Genomic DNA, 20361 nt, shown 5'->3' with positions numbered 1-20361 from the left:
AATCAATAGTATAATATTTTAAGAAAATGAATTCTCTATACTATGTATGATTTTAAACAACGTGATGATTTGTAAGATTTCACGCCCCCCTCGAGAGCACTCCCATCCCAAAAACACAATTGACTATTTTGTTTCCCTACTAAATATGGAATTGTTAGGGTTTTATTGATAGAATATGTATAATCACATAAAAAGAGGAGTTGCATTTGTGGAAAAAATAATAGACGATCACATAAATAATAATATCGAACTTTACTCTGCTCTTACTCACTTATTATCGTTTACAACATTTAAACAGGTAACAATCATTGAAACAAAGAAAAACGAACTAAAAGAGCAAATGAAAACAATTCAGCATAAAAACTCATACCATGTATAAAAAGGTGAACAGATTATATCTCTGTTCACCTTTTATTTTTTATTTTATTTGAAAATTTTCACACGATTTTCTAATGGCTGATATTCTTTATCTCCTGCAGAAACTACCGGTTTACCAAATGGCATTTGCGCAGTTAACTTCCAGTTTCCAGGTACATCCCATTCTTTCCTTACTTCTTCATCAATCAACGGATTATAATGCTGCAATGTAGCACCAAAACCTTCAATCTCTAATGCTGTCCAAATCGCAAATTGCAACATTCCAGAAGATTGCTGAGACCATGTAGGAAAATTATCTTTGTATAGTGCAAAGTTCTCTTGCAAACTTTCTACTACTTTACTATCTTCGAAATATAAAACTGTTCCATAGCCATTTTTAAATGCATTCATTTTCTCTTCAGTAGGTGCAAAATTATTTTCAGGTACAATTTTTCGTAACGTTTCTTTCGTAACGTCCCATAATTTGTCGTGTTGTTCACCTAGTAATACAACAACTCTTGCACTTTGAGAATTAAAAGCCGAAGGTGTATGTTTCACAGCATGATAAATCACTTCTTGAATTCTTTCATCAGAAACTACTTGCTCTTTACTAATCGCGTAAATAGATCTTCTGTCTTCAATTGCTGAGTAAAAATCTTTTGCCATTACAATTCCCTCCAATTTTTCATTTGAGGCAGTATCATATGTACGAAGCATATAATGCCCCTTGAACTTATTATTAATAAGTTCTTAACTTAATAATATCAACAAACAAAAACAAACTCAAATGATATCACTTGAGTTTTCCCCCTCATACTCCCAAAATTTAAAAAACAGCTTATTATCACCAAAATCAAGGTTCAAATAAACTGTCTGTCTTTTTTTATAGCAATTAACTTACTTCTTCACCTAATTAACCAATTGAAAAGCATATGACATCAGCTTCTGTGTTTCTGTAAAACGTTTTGTTTTACTTTTTGTCCCCATAACAACTGTAATAATGCGATTATCGCCTTGTTTTGCAGTACCTGTAAAACAATACCCTGCGCTATCTGTAAATCCTGTTTTTAATCCGTCTATTCCTTCTATATATAAAGCTTTATTATTTTTGTTTAACATCTCATTTGTGCTTGTAACATTAACATTATTAAATGCTAACTGACTTTGACGTAAGTGAGTCACTTCTAATATCTCTGGGTAGTCTTTTATAAGATGATACGCTAATTTTGCTACGTCAGCTGCTGTCATTTTTGTTTCACTTCCGTCGGGCTCCTGTAATCCGGAAGCATTCGCGAATTTAGCTTTATCTGACATTTCTAACCGCTGGGCTTTTTCATTCATAAGTTGAACAAAGTTTTTTTCCGTCTTAGCTATATATTCTGCTAAAGCGACAGCCGAATTATTAGCCGATTCAATCATTAACGCTTGATATAAGTCCTTAACAGTTAATGTATCATTTACTTGCATTGGGATTTTTGCACCCTCTGTTTGTGCCGATTTCGCACTTATTTTCACTGGATCTTCCCAGCGGACTTTCCCATTATGTATACTCTCTAAAACGAGATATGCTGTCATCATTTTTGACATACTAGCAGGGGCAACAGCTTCATTTTCATTATTTTGATAAATAACTTCTCCATTACTCGCATCGATAATAATAGCTGCTTTTGCATCAATTTCTGGTGGTATATATTTTGGTGGAACTACTTTTTCAGATAGCCCTGTTTTAGGTAGCTCTGCCACTTGTAAAGGCTGAGTATCTACATTTGTTTCACTCTTTTGAACTCCTTGGAAAAAGAACCAACATATACCTAGAATTACTACTAATAGGATTGTTAATCTTCCCCATTTTAACCGCTTCATTCTAAAACTCCTTTAGCAAACCTTTTATACACTCATGTTTAACCATAACAACAATTACTTTATATCGTCAAGGTAAAAAGTATATTTATTCATCTACAGCAATTATAATTTCAACCTCTTTCTCTTTTTCATATGTGTTACACTAAAAATAACGAAATATAAGAATATTCAATAACATCTAAGTGAAAAAACACTATATAGTAGAAAGGATTTATACAAATGATACTTCCAAAAGCATTAAAATATGGTGATACAATTGGCATCTACTCTCCTTCTTCACCAGTAACCAATACTTCTCCAAAGCGATTTGAGCGAGCAAAATTATACTTACAAAAGAAAGGATTTCATATATTAGAAGGTTCACTAACAGGTCAATATGATTATTATCGTTCAGGGAGCATTAAAGATCGCGCTGAGGAACTAAATGAATTGATTAGAAACCCTAACGTTTCTTGTATCATGTCGACAATTGGGGGAATGAATTCAAATTCATTATTACCTTATATTGATTATGCTTCTTTTCAAAAAAACTCTAAAATAATGATTGGCTATTCAGACGCAACAGCGTTATTACTAGGAATTTATGCAAAAACAGGAATCCCTACATTTTATGGTCCAGCACTCGTTCCCTCTTTTGGTGAATTTGAGCCTTTCGTAGATTGCACGTACAAATATTTTGCGGATACTTTATTAACTGATCAACACCTTCCTTACAACATAAACCAGCCGTTATTTTGGTCAGATGAATTTATTAATTGGGAAGAAAAAACGAAAGAAAAAGATCTTCGACCGAACAATTGGATTTCAGTAATTGGTGGGAAAGCTACTGGACGTATTATTGGTGGGAATTTAAATACTATACAAGGTATTTGGGGTAGCCCCTATATGCCGCATATTCAAGAAGGTGACATTCTCTTTATTGAAGATAGCTCAAAAGATGCATCTACTATCGAAAGAAGTTTTTCATCACTTAAAATTAACGGCGTTTTTGATAAAGTTTCAGGTATCATCCTTGGAAAACATGAGCAGTTCGATGATTGTGGTACAAATCGAAAACCTTACGAAATATTATTAGAAGTATTACAAAATCAAAAACTTCCTTTTCTAGCCGATTTTGATTGTTGTCATACGCATCCAATGATTACTTTGCCAATAGGTATTCAAGTAGAGATGGATGCAACAAATAAAACGATACAAATTATAGAGCGATGGAAAATCTAACTCTACTACCTCTATTTCAACTCCATAGCTACGTAGGACCTTCTATTGTTTTACATTAGAAGACATGATACTATATATTTTGGAATGTGAAGGAATAAACAAAAATCATTTCAATATGCCTTTTATATATAATAAGAAGCTATTGATTATATACATCGAGTTTACATACATGTATATAAATGTAAAAGAGAGTGAATATATGAAACCAACTATTAAAAACTATGTATTTTTACATGTGGCCTTCTTGATATATTCTATCATTATGGTTTACATGAAATGGGCATCTCAATTCCCTATTGCATCAATTTCATTTTTTATTGCTTACTTCGGACTTGTTGTACTTTTATTCGGATATGCAATTCTATGGCAACAAGTCATTAAGAATTTTGAAATTTCTAGAGCATATTCACACCGTGGGATAATAATACTATGGTCAATGCTTTGGTCAGTATTCCTATTTGGAGATACGATACAGTGGAATCACATACTTGGCGCAGCTATTATTATCGTCGGAATTGTGGTGGTGACAAAAGATGAATAGTTATATGTTATTATTGATATTTGGGATAATTTTAGCCAATTACTCACAAATATTATTAAAAAAGGCTACTTTACAACAATACGATTCTAGAATAAAAGAATATGTGAATCCTTATGTTATCATCGGCTACTTTTTATTTGTAATTAATGCCGGATTAAATGTGATTGCCTTAAAAGGCTTGGCATTAAAGCAAGCATCTGCATTAGAATCATTAAGTTATATTATTATATTAATTTTCAGTTGGTACTTCCTAGGTGAAAAAATAACGAAACGGAAAATCATTGGCAACATTATTATTGTCATTGGTGTGATCGTCTATTGTATACAATAATAAAAAGATCCGTTTATGAAAAACGGATCTTTTTATTATTGCCCTAAATTTTGAACCTTCTCTTTCAAATCACGAACTTGTTCTATCGTCTGCATAAGCTCAGAGTTTTTAAACTGCTCTACATTCATTTTTCCTTCCTCTATCTTTTGCATAGATGTATCAATTAATGTATTTAACTTTTCATTATATCCGACGATTTGCTGGTGAAGATCCTTCGCTACATCCGGTGGTGTTAATTCATTAAAAGCTGGTATATCTTGTTTAATTTCAGTAAGTTTCGTTTCTAGTTCTTTTCGAGCTTCTCCATCATTAACAGCTTTTTCAGCTAATGCTGGCGCTTCATTTGCAAATGCACTTATTTTATTCACATAGTCTGTCGCTTTTTGAGCATAATCTAGGGAGTTTTTCCCTTCCTCCACTATCGAGCATCCCATCAAACCAATTGAAACTACAATTGAAAATAACATTATTTTTATAAACTTCATTTTTACCTCCTAAATAATTGTCATACTTTTATTCATTTATAAACACTTTGTTTTCTTCTTATACACCTTATCACATCATATCTTACTTTTTAATCTTCCTCTTATACATTCTAGAGAAATCATTATTATCCTGTTCAACATGTACCTCGAACAATTTATCATATACTTTTTCATTTCCACCTCAAAACTATCTTCATGTAAATATAAAAACAGACATACTTATTTTAAGTACGTCTGTTTTCAAGGTCAGTATGATTCCCACTAATTAAAGTTTCTCTTTATCCTCTCACATGCCCTATTACCGTTACAATATCTATGTCTATATGTACACTAATAATATCTTCTATAATGTCCGTATATCCTTGGCCTAAAGGTGTTCCGTAATGTAGTAAAATCTCTTTTTTTTCATAAACTGACTTCGGTACTGTAAAAATAAATTTCCTCATATTCCGTTCATCAGCAGGCTCCAGAATTAAAACAATGCCATCCTCTTCAAACATATAATCACGCCTTCCAACAATCCATTCACTATGGCTCAGTATTGCCTTGAAAGGATAGGTTTTAAACACCCTTTCTAACAAATATATACCATTTCATGCTCAACTAGCTTATACGGTCTATATGATTTCACCACAAATACAAAAACACAAACCTTGAACTATCAATAATTTGTGTTTTTTTTCATTTCATTCTTATATACCTTTATCAAGCTCGTATAATCTACGATATTTCTCATTTTCTTTCAGTAGCTGTTCGTGACTACCTTGCATAGCGATTTGGCCACTATCAAGGAAAATCACTTCATCTACATGTTCAATTCCTACAAGATGATGTGTAATCCAAATAACAGTCTTTTCTTCTGTTGCAGAAAACATTGTTTCTATTAAGGCTAATTCCGTTTTAGGGTCTAAACCGATAGTCGGTTCATCAAGTACAATGACCGGCGCTTCTTGCATAAGAGTTCTTGCAAATGCTACCCTTTGCCTTTCTCCGCCAGAAAACCTCTTTCCCATTTCATGCATTTTTGTTTGTAATCCATCAGGAAGAGAAGCAATGTGCGGTGCTAGCTGTGCTTTCTCTAAAGCCTTCCATATCTCTTCATCATTAGCCTCTGGTTTACCCATCCGCACATTATTTCCAATTGTCGTATCGAATAAATGTGGTTTTTGGTTTAATACAGAAATATATTTTGACAAAAAATCCGTATGAGCTTGTTCACCATTCAATATAACTTGGCCATTCACCGGACGTAGTGCCCCAGTTAACAATTTTAATAAAGTAGATTTCCCTGTTCCACTTCTACCTAAAATAGCAATTTTCTTTCCTGCCTTTATTTGCAATGATACGTCTTTTAATACGGATTCATTACTATTCGGGTAATTATACGACACATTACTCAGTTCAATATCTACATGTTTTGGTACAACGTATTCTTTATCTCCAGGTAACTCCTTTCCATCATCTAAAGAGCTATCACTTTCTACGCCATTAAGCCGATGAACAGATTCTATATAAGATGGAATTCGATCAATAGCATCTGATACAGGAATAAGCACATTCGTCACAGATAATGTCATTAATACGAATGCTGCGATAACTGTAGGTGCAATTTGTTCACTTGCCGCTTGATTGCCAGTCCACAAAATCATCGAAATAACTACAATACCTACTATTAAATGAATGATACTATCCCGAATATGGTACCAGCGTTTCACTCTCTTTTCTGTCTTTAACAGCTGGACATTTTGCTCTACATACGCATTAATAAATTCATCTTTTCTACCACTCGCCTGCCAATCAGATAACCCAAATACAGCATCTGTCAATTGTTGATACAAACGATTTCTTCCTCGCTTCAAAGCAACATGATGTCGTTTCATCAAAAGTAGTGATACGAATGGAAGAAGAAAAACAATAACAGCTAACATACAAGCTGCGATAAGTGCAAATACTAAGTCAAATGCACCGATAACAAGTACGAAAATGCTATATACAACTAACGCTAATATACTAGGGAATATTGTACGTAAATATAGATTCTGTAAATGTTCTATATCATCAGACAATACACCTAGTACATCACCAGTTTGAAATCTTGAGCGCAAAAATAACGCCTGTGGTTCTACAATTCTATATAGTTTTGTCCTCATTTTTTCTAAAATTCGTAGAACGACTTCATGCCCTACTAAACGCTCTAAATAATGAAAGACAGCTTGCCCTATACTAAACGCACGCGTTGCAACTATAGGAACATATACAACCATTACATTTTCTGGTCTGAGAGCAGATTTAGAAATTAAATAACCTGAAATGAAAAGTAACATCGCACCTGAACTAACTCCAAGAAGCCCGAGGAAAATAGTCAACGTCATTCTACCTTTATTTTGCTGTATATGAGGTTTAATCCAGTTACTCATCGCTCTCCCCTCTCTTCCCTATGAAAATGTAATGTCTCATTCTTTAAAAGCTCTTCATATGTTCCACTTTCTTTAATTTCCCCTTTATTTAAAATAAGAATATGATCCATTTGCTTCATCCAATGGAGACGATGCGTTGCAAGAAATACTAGCTTACCTTCAAACAGACGTAACATCGATTGCTTTATTTCAAATTCAGTTTCAATATCAAGATGTGCTGTAGGTTCATCTAATAAAATGATTGGCTTTTTACTTAAAAGTGCACGTGCCATAGCGACACGTTGTTCTTGTCCGCCACTAAGCATACGTCCACCTTCTCCAATTCTTTCGTACATCCCATGTGGTAATAATGCAACGAGCGAACGAAGACCAACTTCATTAATAACTCTCTCAACTTCTTCATCAGTTGTATTCGTTTCATAGAAACAAATATTATCTTTTAATGAAAGTGGAAAAATATAAGGTTGCTGCGGAATATAAGCAATATTTTTTTGCCAATCTTCTCGAGTAGATTCACCAATTTCCACACCATTTACTAACATCTTCCCACCCGAAGGAGGTAGAAATCCTGCTAACACATCGATTAACGTTGATTTCCCTGCCCCACTTTCACCAATAATGCCTATAGCACCGTTACCTTTCCAAGTAAAATCAATTCCCTCTAATATAGCCTTTTCAGATTCATCATTCTTTACTTTTACATCTTGTAATTTCAAGCTGCTAGAAGAATTCCATACTATATCTACATTTGAATCTTTCTTTTCTATTTCTTTTTGTTTCTGTAGAATTTCTTCTATTTGCTCCATTGCAAGTTGTCCATCTAATGTAGCATGATAATTCGCTCCAACCTGTTTTATCGGCAGAAAATATTCCGGCGCTAAAATTAAAATCGTAAGAGCTGGCAATAGTATTATCGTTCCATCTATTAACCGTATCCCTAATCCGACTGCTACAAATGCAATTGATAAACTCGTAAAGAAATCTAATGCAAAAGAAGAAAGAAAAGCAACTCGCAAAGTACGCATCGTTGCTTTTCTATATCGTTTACTTACTTTTTCAATCTTTCCTTCGTGCTGTTTACTTTTCCCTAAATACTTTAATGTTTCTAATCCTTTTAACGTATCTACAAAATGATTAGAAAGTACACGATATGTCTCATATTGGCTATCCGCCATTTTCTGCGCTGCTAATCCGAGAAGGATCATAAATATAATCACGATTGGAATCGTTACAACTAAAATGATTCCAGACTCAATGTCCAGTGTAAAAACATATAGAACGATTATTACTGGTACGATACTACTTCTAATCATTTTAGGAATTGTCAATTCAATATATGTTTTAAATTTCTCAATACCTTCTATCGATAAAGTAACCAGATGACCAGTCCCATTCGTTTGGACAAATCTCGGTCCTAACGTAAAATATGCTTCTATTAACTGTTTACGTAATGCAAATCCTGTTTTTTCAGCGAAACGCTCAACCAATATTTGCGATGTTCGCACCAACATTTGGCGTGCTGCAAACGTGATCCCAAAATAAACAGTTTCATTTAGCACAGCTTGCACTGTTTCTCCATGAAATAAAAATGTGATCGCTCGTGCTAAAAACACTGTCTGTGCAATAATACTACACGCCTCTAAAATGCTAATAAGACTTAAAGTCACATATAAAGCTCGGCTACCAGGATACGACGGAAGTCCTCTTTTTCTTTTCATTAGTACTCCAAATCTTTGTCTGACTTAACAGGTTGTCTAAATACATAGAAACTCCATATTTGACTACCGATAACAAATGGTAAAATAGCAAGAGAAAAATAGCTCATCAGTTTTAATGCATAAGGTCCTGATGCCGCATTATAAATTGTCAAATCATTTACCGCTCCTAATGAGCTAATCATGACACGCGGGAACATACCGATGAACACACTTGCACTGAGCAAAATGATTGTTAAGCTCGTCATAAAGAAGGCCCAACCATCTCTTCTTCTTTTATTTAATAAAGTAGAAACAAATAGTGCTACAAAAGCTCCAATCGGAACCATTAGCCACTCTGAACCATGTGCAGTGAAAATATCTGTTTTCCATAACCCTACAGCTGCAAAAACAAGAAGTGTTATTAATGCAAAAGGTGCAATCTTTGCTGCGGCAATACGTGCGCGTTCTCGTAATTTTCCTGTTGTACGTATAGTAAGAAATTGCAAACCATGAACAATACATAGAAGAAGAAACATAACTCCTCCAAGTAATGCAAATGGGTGAAGTAATTTCATAAATCCGCCTACCATATTTTTACTTTCATCAATTGGTACACCTGTCATAAAGTTTGCAATTGCAACTCCCCAAAGTATAGGAGGTAGCATGCTTCCAATAAACATGCCCCAATCCCAGAAACTTTTCCACTTATGGTTTTCTATTTTCGCACGGAATTTAAAGGAAACACCTCTTATAATTAATGCAAGAAGCATAAACACAAACGGAATATAGAACCCACTAAATAAAGTTGCATACCAATGCGGAAATGCCGCAAACATAGCGCCACCAGCACAAACAAGCCATACTTCATTAGCGTGCCAAAACGGTCCAATTGTATTTAAATATATACGCTTTTCCAAATCATTCTTTCCTAAAAACCTTGAAACGATTCCTACACCAAAATCGAAACCTTCAAGTACAAAGAAGCCAACGAATAAGGTTGAGATAATTAGAAACCACAACTCATTAAGAGATAACATACTCTTCCTCCTTATCAAATGGATCATGGCTCTGATAATCCTTTTTCGTTTTCTTATTCGCATGTCCTTTAATGATACGAACGAATAAGTAAACAGTAATGCCTCCAATAATTACATATAGTGATGTGAATGAAACAAGAGAGAATAATACTTCTCCAAATGAAACGTTTGGAGATACTGCATCTTCTGTTTTCATAACACCGAAGACAACCCAAGGCTGACGTCCCATTTCAGTCATAATCCAACCTACTGTATTTCCGATAAACGGTAGTGCAATTGCATATACCATTAATTTTAAATACCAAGTTTTTTCAGCTAAACGATCTTTTCTTGATAAGAACCAGCCGTACACTCCTAGAAGAAGCATGAATGTTCCACTCATTACCATCGCTCTAAAACTCCAGAACATAGTATGTACTGGCGGAATATAATCTCCAGGTCCATATTTTTCTTCATATTGTTTTTGAATTTGATTCATTCCTTCTACTTGACCGCTAAATTTATCGTATGACAATAGACTTAGCATATAAGGGATTTGAATTTCAAACGAATTTTCTTTCTTCTCTGTATCAATTTTTGCAAATACTGTAAATGGCGCTGGATCCTCACTCGTATTCCATAATGCTTCAGCTGCTGCCATTTTCATCGGATGTGTCTTAATTAAATTTTGCGCTTGTGCATGACCGAAAAATAATACCAATGCTGTTGAAATTGTTCCAACAATGATAGAAACTCGGAAAGACTTCTTAAACACCTCAGTCTCTTGTTGTTTTGCAATTTTCCATGCACTAACACCAGCAATAAAGAATGCGCCTGTTGCAAGTGCAGCTGTAATTGTATGCGGGAATTGCACCCATAGTTGTGGATTTTGAATAATCGCCAAGAAATCATTCATCTGCGCACGTCCATCTGCAGCCATTTCATATCCTACTGGGGACTGCATAAATGCACTTGCAGTTAAAATCCAAAATGCTGATAACATTGTTCCTATTGAGAGGAGCCAAATACATAAAAGGTGAACTCGCTTCGGAAGTTTATCCTCACCGAATACCCATAAACCTAGGAATGTAGACTCAATGAAAAATGCTAATAAACCTTCAATCGCCAGTGACGGTCCGAAAACATCACCAACAAAACGTGAATATGTTGACCAGTTCATACCAAACTGAAATTCTTGTAAAATACCTGTTACAACACCTACTGCAAAGTTAACAAGGAATATTTGTGTCCAAAACTTTGTCATTTTCTTATAAACTTCTTGTCCCTTTACCACATACAACGTTTGCATTAACGCAATGATAAAAGCTAAACCAATAGATAGCGGAACGAAAAAGTAATGAAAAATCGTTGTAGATGCAAATTGTATTCGTGCCAATTCGAGCGTTTCCATGCTAAAGTCACTTCCTTTATAATTTTTTATATCGTAATATCGATTGAATTGTATGAATTCACTTCATAACGAACAATTCAATCATTTGGAAATACAAAAAGATAAATTCGTTTATGTACTTTCTGAAAATATAGATTGTCAGTTTTTTAGATAATTACAAAAGAACTTTCTTCATACGATTTACCTTTTCACTATTTCAGTAGTGTTTTATTCGTTAATCGAATTGTATAATATACTTACATAATAAATTCAGGTGATTTTTGACGTATTATTGACAGGATTTTGTCTGAAATATGTCTTTTGTAATTTTTTTGAATTTGATTTCTTACATTTGAAAAACGTATTTTTCAAACATATAACATACTCTTATATCAATTATTATTACGTTCCCTTCTTCATACTCTTGACTTTCCTCTTAAAAAATGTCCTCGAATCAAATCCAAAAACACGCTACATTTTTGTCAAGAGAAAAATGTATTTCCAAAATTCAAATCAACAATATTGTTATTCACAAATAGAAAAATCCTTTCCTTTTTTTAGACTAAAAATTCATTTTTTCGTCATTTTTCCAAACTGACTAAATAAAAAAGTACCGAGAATAGATTATATCCCCGGTACTTTTATCATTATTTCGTTGTATATTTTCTAACAGCCGGCATAATTTCAGTAGCAATTAATTCAATGTTTTTCTCAATCTTATCAAATGGTACACCGCCAAAATCAATTTGTGCCATAAAACGTTGCTGTCCAAATAATTCATATTGGTAAAGCATTTTTTCAATAATTTGTTGTGGGCTACCAATCATTAACGCATCACGATGATCTACTGCATTAGTAAATTGTTGTTTTGGATACCCACCACCGCGTAGTGCAAGCATACCAGCATTAATATGAGGATAATATTCACTCAGTGCATCTTGTGAATTTTCTGCTGTATAAAATAAACTTGTTGTCGCAATTGGTAATGTCGCTGGATCAAAACCACTTTGCTCAGCAGCTTCACGATATGCATCAACCGAAACTTTAAAATTAATAGCTGGGCCACCAAGTGTCGTAAGCATCATTGGTACACCTGCGCGTCCTGCCTTAATTGCACTAGCAGGTGGCCCTCCGACAGCACGCCAAATTGGCATATTGTTATTTTTAGCTCTTGGTATAATTGCCGAATGTTCAAGTGGTGTTCTAAACTGCCCTTTCCATGTTACACTTTCTTCTTTATTTATTTTTAATAAAAGATCCAGCTTCTCTTCAAATAGTTCTTCATAATAATTTACATCGTAACCAAGTAAACTATATCCTCCAATACGAGATCCACGACCAGCAACGATTTCAGCACGACCATTAGAAATTAAATCGATTGTGGCAAAGTCCTCATATACACGAACCGGATCTGACGTACTTAATACTGTTGCAGAACTCGCGATTTTAATATTTTTCGTAGCTTGTGCAATAGCTCCTAAAATAACTGTATGAGCTTGCGTCGTAAAATGCGCTTGATGACTTTCACCGACAGCAAACACATCAATTCCAGCTTCATCTGCTAACTTGGCTGTTTCAATTAGTTCATGAATTCTTTTTTCTGCACTTATTTTCGAACCATTATGTGGATTTAAAATATGATCTCCAATTGAATATAATCCAAATTCAATTCCTTTACTTGTATCAATACGGTATTTTTCCATATTTGCTCTCTCCCTTTTAATCAAGTGGTATTAATTTCTCTTCAATCTCTTTTCTTCTCTCTTCTAAAAATGGTGGTAAATCCAGCTCTTTTCCTAATTCTTCAACTGCTGAATCTACTGTAAATCCTGGTCCATCCGTCGCAATCTCAAATAAAATGCCATTTGACTCACGGAAATATAAACTTTTAAAATAAAAGCGATCGATAATCCCTGTTGATTGGAACCCTTTATCTTTCACCGCTTCATTCCAATAACTCAGTTCTTCATCATTTTTTACATGAATAGCTAAATGATGAATACTTCCTTTTCCAGGTCTTTCACTCTCTCCCTCTTGCTGTTTCACCAAAATTTCTCCAAATGATTGACCAGTAATAGATTGATAAATCCCCTCATCGTCTGAACGAGATACTTCTTTATAACTAAACAAGCCTGTTAATGTTTTTGATAATTTATTTAAACTGCGCACTGTCATTTCAACTGTTCCCATACCTAAAATACGATGATTCTGCTCTACAGAAGATTCATCCCATGCAGTCCAATATTCAGGCACCTCTTCACCGTTATTATTTAACAGCACTAACCGTAGGCCATCTGGATCTTCAAAGTGCAGTGCGTCTCTTCCAGCGTAAGTTGTAATTTCCCCATGAGCCACCTGGAGCGACTCAAAACGTCTCTTCCAAAATGTAAGACTTTCTATTGAAGGTACGAGCAAGCCTATTTGTGTTATTGCATTTGTACCACGGATTGTTCTTCCTACATTCGGCATTTCAAAAAATGATAATTCAGTTCCAGCACTCCCTGTTAAATCGCCATAAAACAAATGATACATAAATGGATTATCTTGATTGACTGTCTTTTTCACTCGGCGTAATCCTAATACTTTTTGATAAAAATCATTATTTGTTTTCGCATTTTTCGTCACCATAGAAATGTGGTGATGTCCTGGAATTGTATACATAATATTTCCCCCTCTAACTATCACTTGATTAGTCAATTGATTGTGTAAAAAAAATTACTCATGTGGTAATTCTTTTTTTTCACTATGCTTATGAACTTTTGTCATTAACGCGTATAGTATTTTCTGTTCTTCCTCATCTAATACATCATCAAAAAAGGATGATTGGAATGCAAGTTGCTCTGGTAATGCTCTTTCTAACACTGCTTCACCCTTTTCAGTAAGGCTAATCATTTTCGTTTTCCAATCTTGTTTACGTACTATATAATCTTCTTTTTCAAGGCGTGTTAACATTCTAGAAATACCACCCTGCGTCACAGTAACTTTTTCTGCTAACTCCATTTGTGTAAGTGGCTGATAAATCCGTATTTGCATAAGTACATCAAATTGAGCTGTCGTCAAATCAAAACGTTTCAAAAACTCATTTGACATCTGATTACTTTGGTTTGTAAACCGTATTAAACGTAACCAGATTAACGATCCTATCGTATTTTCACGCATATATTGTCACTTCCTATCGTGAATCTTACTATCACTTTACCACTCAAGTGATAAAAAAGCAAGTATAAAGATTTAAATATCACAACAGTATATATTTCAAATAATCATAAGAAAGAATTCATTTTTAGATGAATTCTTTCTTATGATTATTCTTAACCTTTAATTTCATTCATTGCTATATTTAAAGCTGCTACAGCTTTTGGCCAACCAACATAAAAAGCCATATGTGTTATTAATGCAATCATTTCATTTTCCGCAATCCCATGTTGTTTAGCTAGCCGCAAATGAAATGGTAATTGTTCTGTATTACCAAGACTGATTAGTACCGACACTGTACATAAACTTCTTTCTCTTAATGTTAAATTGGCATCCCGCCACACTTCCTCAAACAATATCTCTTCACTATAATGAGCAAATGCAGGTGCCATTTCTCTCATTTTCTTTTGAATATAAAATTCAATTGGTTCATTCATCATTTTCCTCCCTCTTTATTTTCACCAGTTGTGCCACCCCTTGACCAAATGACCAGTTTTCAGCAGCTGTCTCATGTAGTGTAATAAAAATGTCAGCACTCTTAATATTTGAATGTTCCGAAATTCTAAAGGATATCGATTGATACAACTCCTTTTTTTGCTTTATCGTTCTTCCTGGTCCACATGTAATAGAAACATGCATTATGTTCTCTGTTCTCTTTTCTTCTTGTTCTAACAAATAATATGGATTATAAAAAAATTCGTTTAGTCGATAAGGTAAAAACATTTGAAAATAATCATTTTCAGGGATTTTAAAATGATCAATTAATGAATGATGGATACATTCACTTATCTTTTTCAGCTCTTCTTTATTTAATATATTCTCTGGATAATACACGTTCACAAAAGGCATACATTTCATTCCTTTTTCTTATTTTAGCATTCAACAAGATTTTATTATGAAATGTGTAAAACCTCATATATTGTAACATCCTTCATCGCTTCAACTTCAGGCTTCTCTTCATAAAAGCTGAATTGACTATAACCCCATTTATCTGGATTATAAACTACTACATTCCCTACACATTTTTCTGTATTTTGTACCTTTTGGTTCATTGTATTTAACTGAGTCCCAACTAATGATTTACTTTGAGAAATACTTCCTGCACATTCAACAACATATATACTTTTCTTAAAATCATCACTTAGATTGACAACTAAAGGAACGCCTATATTTATTTGTTGCCATCCAAACGATTGTAAAATATTATCGTAATAGCCTTCAAAGATAAATTTGTTCATACCTTCATGCTCATTCCAAATATATAAAGGTGCATAACAATTATAGAAATTTCCATTCTTACCAGCCTCAGCAATTAAATAGGCCTTAAATTTCAATTCTTGAAAACCATCTGTTTTATACCCATTCTTTTTTACCCTTTTTTTAATAATTTCCATATCATAATCTTTTGGCAAACTGACCTTATATTGCATCCCAATCATATTTATCACTCGCTTTCGATATTATATACATAATGATAAATCAATGTTTAATCCGTGTAAAATAGGTATAAATTATGCTTGATATCATTTATAATGATACCCAGTAAGGGGTTGAAATGGATGGAAATAAATGATCTTATTATATTTAAAACCGTAGCAAATGAAGGCTCTATAAGTAAAGCTGCTAAAGAGTTAGGTTATGTTCAACCAAATGTAACTGAGCGAATCAAAAAATTAGAACAAGAATTAGAAACACCTTTGCTACATAGAGATAACAAAGGTGTCTCCCTGTTACCTTCTGGGGACATTTTATTAGACTACACGAATAAAATATTAGCTCTTTTAGAAGAAGCCAAAGATGAAATTAAAACAAGTGCTTCTTCTTATGTAATAGCGACGTCACAATCTATTTTGACTAATTATTTAAGTATGCGTATTAAAGAAAATTTCAGGAATTATCAAATATATATAGAAAGTAGTAGCCATTTACAAAAACTACTACAGCAACAAAAAGTTGATATGGTCATAACTTATGAGGATTATCCCGACGCAGCGTTTAAAAAAGTATTCACCACTTCAATTTCTGTAGGCTTATTAGAAGCGAAAGAACAGTGTAACATTGACTTTTCGAAAGAACTTTTCTTTGTTAGTAACGATAAAAAGTGCCCTTTTAGAAATATGACAATACAATTTCTAAAAGAAAACAATCTATCCCAGCATCAACTTCAACAGTTAGATTCTTATTCGCTTATTGAAGAGTTTATTGTTGAGGGAAATGGGATAGCTTTTTTACCGATTAGAAATGATAAATTAGTTCCAATTGAAGATGTTCCAATAGAGAAATTAGCTGTTCATTTTTTTACAAATCGAGAGTTCGATAAAAAGATTCCAATTGAACTATTCAACTAGAACAATGTTTTTTTACAAAATAACAATTTCACGAATTATATATGTTATAACTTTTCTAGAAAATAAAAATCCCTCCTTTTACTTAAAGGAGGGATTTTTATTTTCTTACTCCACTTACATTCTCTTCTATCGATTTTTCACACGTTTTGCTCCACTCCTGCACTCTTCTCCTTCTTACCCCTTTTAAAATTTTTCAACTTCTTAATCGTTCCAACTAATCCTTTCGGAAAAACTAGTAGAACGATAATATATAATAACCCTAGAATAATCGTCCATCTTTCAAAAATCGGATATTCCGTTGCCAGTTCTGATAAATAGTATTTCAGTGATTCAATAATCCCAGCTCCAGCAATTGCTCCGATTAACGTTCCTACTCCCCCGATCATTGTCATCAATAATGCGTTTAGCGTCATTTCAATTGAAAATACCGTCGTATTTACAAAACGCAATGTGATAACGAATAAACCACCGCTAATTGCCGCTACTACTCCTGCCACTACACTTGCGATAATTTTATAATGAAGAACTTTATATCCAAGTGCTTCAACACGTTGTTCATTTTGTGAAATGGCCTTTAATACTTTTCCAATTGAAGACTTTGTGAAAAGACGTAACAAGATGAAAATGACGATTAGACATATAAATGTTATATAATAAAATGTAAAACGATCACGGAATATATCTGGTACACGAAATGTAAATCCATCTCCTCCGTGTGTCAGCGAACGCCATTTTTCAGCAAGTACAAAAAACAGCTGAGAAATAGCGAGCGTTAACATTGCATAAAAATGACTTTTCAAGCGTAATGAAAGCATACCGATTATATAACTAACGATGGCTGATACAATAATTGCGGCTACTATTCCTATGAAAAAGTTCATTATGGATACTCCTTGCCGATCAAACAAGAGTGCCACCCCATACGCCCCTATACCAAAGAACATACAATGACCGAATGAAACAATACCTGTATATCCAAGGAGAACATCAAAACTCATAGCGAAAATAGCAAAGATGAAGATTTGAGTAAACAAAATTAACAAGCTCCGTGAATCATTTACGAATGGAAATACACTTAAACAAATGAGCATAAATACTCCGAAGTATACTTTAATTCGACCCGATATGCTGTTCACCATGTCACCCCTTTTCACCAACGAGTCCCGTTGGCTTCACTATTAAGAAAAATAGTAACATTAACATATTGATTGCAAGAGATAAATCTGGCACATAATACGCTGTAAAAGCACCGGCTAATCCGACGATTAAAGAAGCGAGCGCTGAACCTTGTACGCTACCTAATCCTCCAATGATAACTACTATAAAGGCTAAAATTGCATACTGCATACCCATCTCAGCGAAAATAACTCCTGAATATGGTGCTAGTAGAAAACCACCTAACGCCGCCATCCCTGCTCCTAATAAAAAAACAAACGAGAATATCGCTTTTACGTTAATTCCGAGAGCTTGAACCATCTCTTTATCCATTACACCAGCGCGAATCATGAGTCCTATCTTTGTTTTTTTCAGCAGCAATAGTAAAGCGATGTAAATTAGTATCCCAACTAAAATAACGAATAGGCGATATTTTATTAAGATAACTCCTCCAAATGTAAAACTTCCTTGAAGCCATAACGGTAATTTTGCAGCAATTGGATTAGGGCCCCAAAATATTTTGATGCACTCGCTAAGAACGAGCATTCCTCCGAGTGTAACGAGAAGCTGCCGAACATGGTTTCCATACACTGGTCTAATAAGAAATCTTTCTAAAATGAAACCAAGAAACATACCCATAGCGACTGCGCCAATTAGCGCTAATAAATAACTATCTGTCATATTAAATAACCAAACGCCTGTAAATGCTCCCCATGCAAATAAACCGCCATGCGCAAAATTTAGTACGCTCATTAAACCGAAAATAAGCGATAGACCAGACGCTAATAAAAAAATAAGCATCCCTGTCGAAACGCCGTTTACAAATAAGTTAATTAGCACATCCACGTTCTATCCCCCCGTATCAATGTTAAGAAATACCTAAATATTTATGACATGTTTCCTTATCCTCTCGCAGTTCCTCCATGAAACCGTTATGCACAATACGCCCATTATCCATAATGTAAAAATAATCACCGATTTGACTAGCCATCATAAAATTTTGTTCAACAAGTAAAACAGTCGTTTTTTCCTTCATTTTCAAAATAGCTACCATTAATTTTTCTATCATAATTGGAGATAGCCCTTTACTCGGCTCGTCAATAAGCAATAGTCCATCACTATTAATAAATGCTCTTGAAATTGCCAGCATTTGTTTTTGTCCCCCACTTAATAGCCCACTTTTTTTATACCAAAATTGCTTTAAATCTGGAAATAGTTCGAGCATCCATTCTATCTTCTCTTCAGCTTCTTCCCCATTTTTCCCCCTAGCAAGTGCGAATGTCTCTTCTACTGTTAAATCATGAAAAATACCTTGATTTTCTGGTACATAACCTATACCTTTTCTGGAAATTAAATGTGTAGATAATCCATTTACTTTTGTGTTATCATAATAAACTTCTCCATTTGCTATCCGGTGAAACCCCATAACTGAGCGCAATGTTGTTGTTTTTCCAGCTCCATTTCTTCCAAACAATACTGTAATCGTTCCCTTCTCAACCGAAAGGGACACTCCTTGTAAAATATGAAACTGATCTAAATACGTCTCTATATTATTCACTTGTAGTAGTGCCACTATATAATCCCCCTAAATAAGCACTTTGTACTCGCTCGTCTTTCATCATTTCTTCCGGCAATCCTTCAGCCAATAACTCGCCATGAAATAAAACGATAAGATGATCTGACAAATCTAGCACCATATCCATTTTGTGTTCGATAAGTACGATTGTGCTCTCTGGATTCTTTTTAATATTTTCGATTACTTGTAATATAGCCGGAACTTCCTCAACTGAAATACCTGCCGTCGGCTCATCTAGTAGTAATACATCTGTCTTTAATGCTAACAACATAGCAAGCTCTAACTTTCTTTTTTCTCCGTGAGCTAAGTCTTTAGCTAATACGTCCCCTTTCTCGTGAAGGAGTACTGTCTTCAAAAGACGTCTCGCTTCTCCAGTTTGCTGCTTTAACTTGGCTGCATTCGGAAAGAAACTGTAATAATCCTGAACAAACGATTGCACACTTAGACGCACATTTTCAAGTACTGTTAGCTCTGGAAAAATATTTGTCAACTGAAAAGAGCGACCAATCCCCAAGCGCGTTCGATCTGAAATTGATAATTTTGTAATATCCTGCCCTTTAAAATAAACTTCACCTTTCGTCGGAGAAATTTGCCCACTTAGTAAATTGAATAGTGTTGTCTTTCCAGCACCATTCGGTCCAATAATTGAAATGAGCTTTCCTTTTTGTACCGTTAAATTAACATCCTTAATAACATGATGATCCCCAAAAGATACACAAAGATTTTTCGTCTCTAACAAATGTGTCATGAAATCCCTCCCACTGAAAGC

Annotated in this window: 23 protein-coding genes; 5 read left to right on the top strand and 18 right to left on the bottom strand. The window is 34.2% G+C overall.

The genetic code is table 11. The features are described 5' to 3' along the window. The first annotated feature begins 208 nt into the window (after window positions 1-208). Window positions 209-379: a hypothetical protein gene (locus tag ACFWDE_RS21490; protein WP_002158267.1), complete on the top strand. Its 171-nt coding sequence runs from the start codon at window positions 209-211 to the stop codon at window positions 377-379. A gap of 44 nt (window positions 380-423) precedes the next feature. On the opposite strand, the gene ACFWDE_RS21485 is transcribed toward ACFWDE_RS21490, so the two are convergent. Together ACFWDE_RS21485 and ACFWDE_RS21480 are read right to left on the bottom strand one after the other, a co-directional pair. Further along, window positions 424-1023, bottom strand: a complete 600-nt coding sequence (locus tag ACFWDE_RS21485; RefSeq protein ID WP_377894575.1) for a nitroreductase family protein — start codon at window positions 1021-1023, stop codon at window positions 424-426. Window positions 1024-1266: 243 nt separating this feature from the next. Further along, complete coding sequence (locus tag ACFWDE_RS21480; RefSeq protein WP_377894570.1) at window positions 1267-2220, bottom strand: D-alanyl-D-alanine carboxypeptidase family protein; 954 nt, start codon at window positions 2218-2220, stop codon at window positions 1267-1269. A gap of 219 nt (window positions 2221-2439) precedes the next feature. Here ACFWDE_RS21480 and ACFWDE_RS21475 point away from each other — a divergent pair, with 219 nt between their 5' ends. The 3 genes from ACFWDE_RS21475 (at window position 2440) to ACFWDE_RS21465 (ending at window position 4313) form a co-directional block, all read left to right on the top strand. Beyond that, window positions 2440-3441: a S66 family peptidase gene (locus ACFWDE_RS21475; RefSeq protein WP_377894568.1), complete on the top strand. Its 1002-nt coding sequence runs from the start codon at window positions 2440-2442 to the stop codon at window positions 3439-3441. 199 nt (window positions 3442-3640) lie between these two features. Next, window positions 3641-3982 carry an EamA family transporter gene (locus ACFWDE_RS21470; protein WP_002086172.1) on the top strand — a complete coding sequence of 114 codons (342 nt, stop codon included), beginning with the start codon at window positions 3641-3643 and terminating at the stop codon, window positions 3980-3982. Continuing rightward, window positions 3975-4313: an EamA family transporter gene (locus ACFWDE_RS21465; protein ID WP_002200850.1), complete on the top strand. Its 339-nt coding sequence runs from the start codon at window positions 3975-3977 to the stop codon at window positions 4311-4313. The genes ACFWDE_RS21470 and ACFWDE_RS21465 overlap by 8 nt, the downstream gene beginning before the upstream one ends. Before the next feature lie 35 nt (window positions 4314-4348). Here the strand turns inward: ACFWDE_RS21465 and ACFWDE_RS21460 are convergent, their stop codons facing one another. The 12 genes from ACFWDE_RS21460 to ACFWDE_RS21405 all read right to left on the bottom strand — a co-directional run bounded on the left by ACFWDE_RS21460 (window position 4349) and on the right by ACFWDE_RS21405 (window position 15952). Then, window positions 4349-4798, bottom strand: a complete 450-nt coding sequence (locus tag ACFWDE_RS21460) for a DUF6376 family protein (RefSeq protein ID WP_377894566.1) — start codon at window positions 4796-4798, stop codon at window positions 4349-4351. A 278-nt stretch (window positions 4799-5076) separates the two neighbouring features. Next, window positions 5077-5298 carry a hypothetical protein gene (locus ACFWDE_RS21455; RefSeq protein ID WP_033718184.1) on the bottom strand — a complete coding sequence of 74 codons (222 nt, stop codon included), beginning with the start codon at window positions 5296-5298 and terminating at the stop codon, window positions 5077-5079. Between the two features lie 192 nt (window positions 5299-5490). Continuing rightward, entirely contained in the window at window positions 5491-7215 is a 1725-nt protein-coding gene (gene cydC / locus ACFWDE_RS21450) for a thiol reductant ABC exporter subunit CydC (protein WP_377894564.1), read from the bottom strand. Further along, the gene (gene cydD, locus ACFWDE_RS21445) at window positions 7212-8933 is read right to left on the bottom strand and encodes a thiol reductant ABC exporter subunit CydD (RefSeq protein ID WP_377894563.1); all 1722 of its coding nucleotides are present in this window, start codon (window positions 8931-8933) and stop codon (window positions 7212-7214) included. Before cydD ends, cydC begins: the two co-directional genes overlap by 4 nt. After that, on the bottom strand, window positions 8933-9949 hold the full coding sequence (cydB, locus tag ACFWDE_RS21440) for a cytochrome d ubiquinol oxidase subunit II (protein WP_002148716.1): 1017 nt from the start codon (window positions 9947-9949) through the stop codon (window positions 8933-8935). The genes cydD and cydB overlap by 1 nt, the downstream gene beginning before the upstream one ends. Further along, window positions 9936-11339 (bottom strand): cytochrome ubiquinol oxidase subunit I, encoded by a 1404-nt coding sequence (gene cydA / locus ACFWDE_RS21435; protein WP_377894561.1) that lies wholly within the window; start codon window positions 11337-11339, stop codon window positions 9936-9938. Before cydA ends, cydB begins: the two co-directional genes overlap by 14 nt. 626 nt (window positions 11340-11965) lie before the next feature. After that, on the bottom strand, window positions 11966-13021 hold the full coding sequence (locus ACFWDE_RS21430) for an LLM class flavin-dependent oxidoreductase (RefSeq protein WP_002148719.1): 1056 nt from the start codon (window positions 13019-13021) through the stop codon (window positions 11966-11968). A gap of 16 nt (window positions 13022-13037) precedes the next feature. Continuing rightward, entirely contained in the window at window positions 13038-13979 is a 942-nt protein-coding gene (locus tag ACFWDE_RS21425) for a VOC family protein (RefSeq protein ID WP_377894558.1), read from the bottom strand. A gap of 54 nt (window positions 13980-14033) precedes the next feature. Further along, the gene (locus ACFWDE_RS21420; protein WP_377894557.1) at window positions 14034-14477 is read right to left on the bottom strand and encodes a MarR family winged helix-turn-helix transcriptional regulator; all 444 of its coding nucleotides are present in this window, start codon (window positions 14475-14477) and stop codon (window positions 14034-14036) included. Window positions 14478-14629: 152 nt separating this feature from the next. Then, window positions 14630-14953 carry a carboxymuconolactone decarboxylase family protein gene (locus tag ACFWDE_RS21415; protein WP_377894556.1) on the bottom strand — a complete coding sequence of 108 codons (324 nt, stop codon included), beginning with the start codon at window positions 14951-14953 and terminating at the stop codon, window positions 14630-14632. After that, complete coding sequence (locus tag ACFWDE_RS21410; protein ID WP_377894554.1) at window positions 14943-15362, bottom strand: tautomerase family protein; 420 nt, start codon at window positions 15360-15362, stop codon at window positions 14943-14945. The genes ACFWDE_RS21415 and ACFWDE_RS21410 overlap by 11 nt, the downstream gene beginning before the upstream one ends. A gap of 44 nt (window positions 15363-15406) precedes the next feature. Beyond that, window positions 15407-15952: a DUF4865 family protein gene (locus ACFWDE_RS21405; RefSeq protein WP_377894552.1), complete on the bottom strand. Its 546-nt coding sequence runs from the start codon at window positions 15950-15952 to the stop codon at window positions 15407-15409. A 120-nt stretch (window positions 15953-16072) separates the two neighbouring features. Here ACFWDE_RS21405 and ACFWDE_RS21400 point away from each other — a divergent pair, with 120 nt between their 5' ends. Then, window positions 16073-16861, top strand: a complete 789-nt coding sequence (locus tag ACFWDE_RS21400; RefSeq protein ID WP_377894550.1) for a LysR family transcriptional regulator — start codon at window positions 16073-16075, stop codon at window positions 16859-16861. A 137-nt stretch (window positions 16862-16998) separates the two neighbouring features. Here ACFWDE_RS21400 and ACFWDE_RS21395 read toward each other — a convergent pair whose 3' ends face one another. The 4 genes from ACFWDE_RS21395 to ACFWDE_RS21380 are packed head-to-tail and all read right to left on the bottom strand — an operon-like array spanning window position 16999 to window position 20340. Beyond that, window positions 16999-17952 (bottom strand): branched-chain amino acid ABC transporter permease, encoded by a 954-nt coding sequence (locus tag ACFWDE_RS21395; RefSeq protein WP_377894574.1) that lies wholly within the window; start codon window positions 17950-17952, stop codon window positions 16999-17001. 49 nt (window positions 17953-18001) lie between these two features. After that, on the bottom strand, window positions 18002-18862 hold the full coding sequence (locus tag ACFWDE_RS21390; protein ID WP_377894548.1) for a branched-chain amino acid ABC transporter permease: 861 nt from the start codon (window positions 18860-18862) through the stop codon (window positions 18002-18004). 22 nt (window positions 18863-18884) lie between these two features. After that, window positions 18885-19589 (bottom strand): branched-chain amino acid ABC transporter ATP-binding protein, encoded by a 705-nt coding sequence (locus tag ACFWDE_RS21385; protein ID WP_002200863.1) that lies wholly within the window; start codon window positions 19587-19589, stop codon window positions 18885-18887. After that, on the bottom strand, window positions 19567-20340 hold the full coding sequence (locus ACFWDE_RS21380) for an ABC transporter ATP-binding protein (RefSeq protein WP_002135736.1): 774 nt from the start codon (window positions 20338-20340) through the stop codon (window positions 19567-19569). The genes ACFWDE_RS21385 and ACFWDE_RS21380 overlap by 23 nt, the downstream gene beginning before the upstream one ends. Window positions 20341-20361: the final 21 nt, after the last annotated feature.

It is taken from the genome of Bacillus sp. NPDC060175 (assembly GCF_042728695.1).
Lineage (GTDB): Bacteria > Bacillota > Bacilli > Bacillales > Bacillaceae_G > Bacillus_A.
Note: the sequence above shows the minus strand (reverse complement) of the source record. Positions and strands in the feature narration are given on the sequence as shown.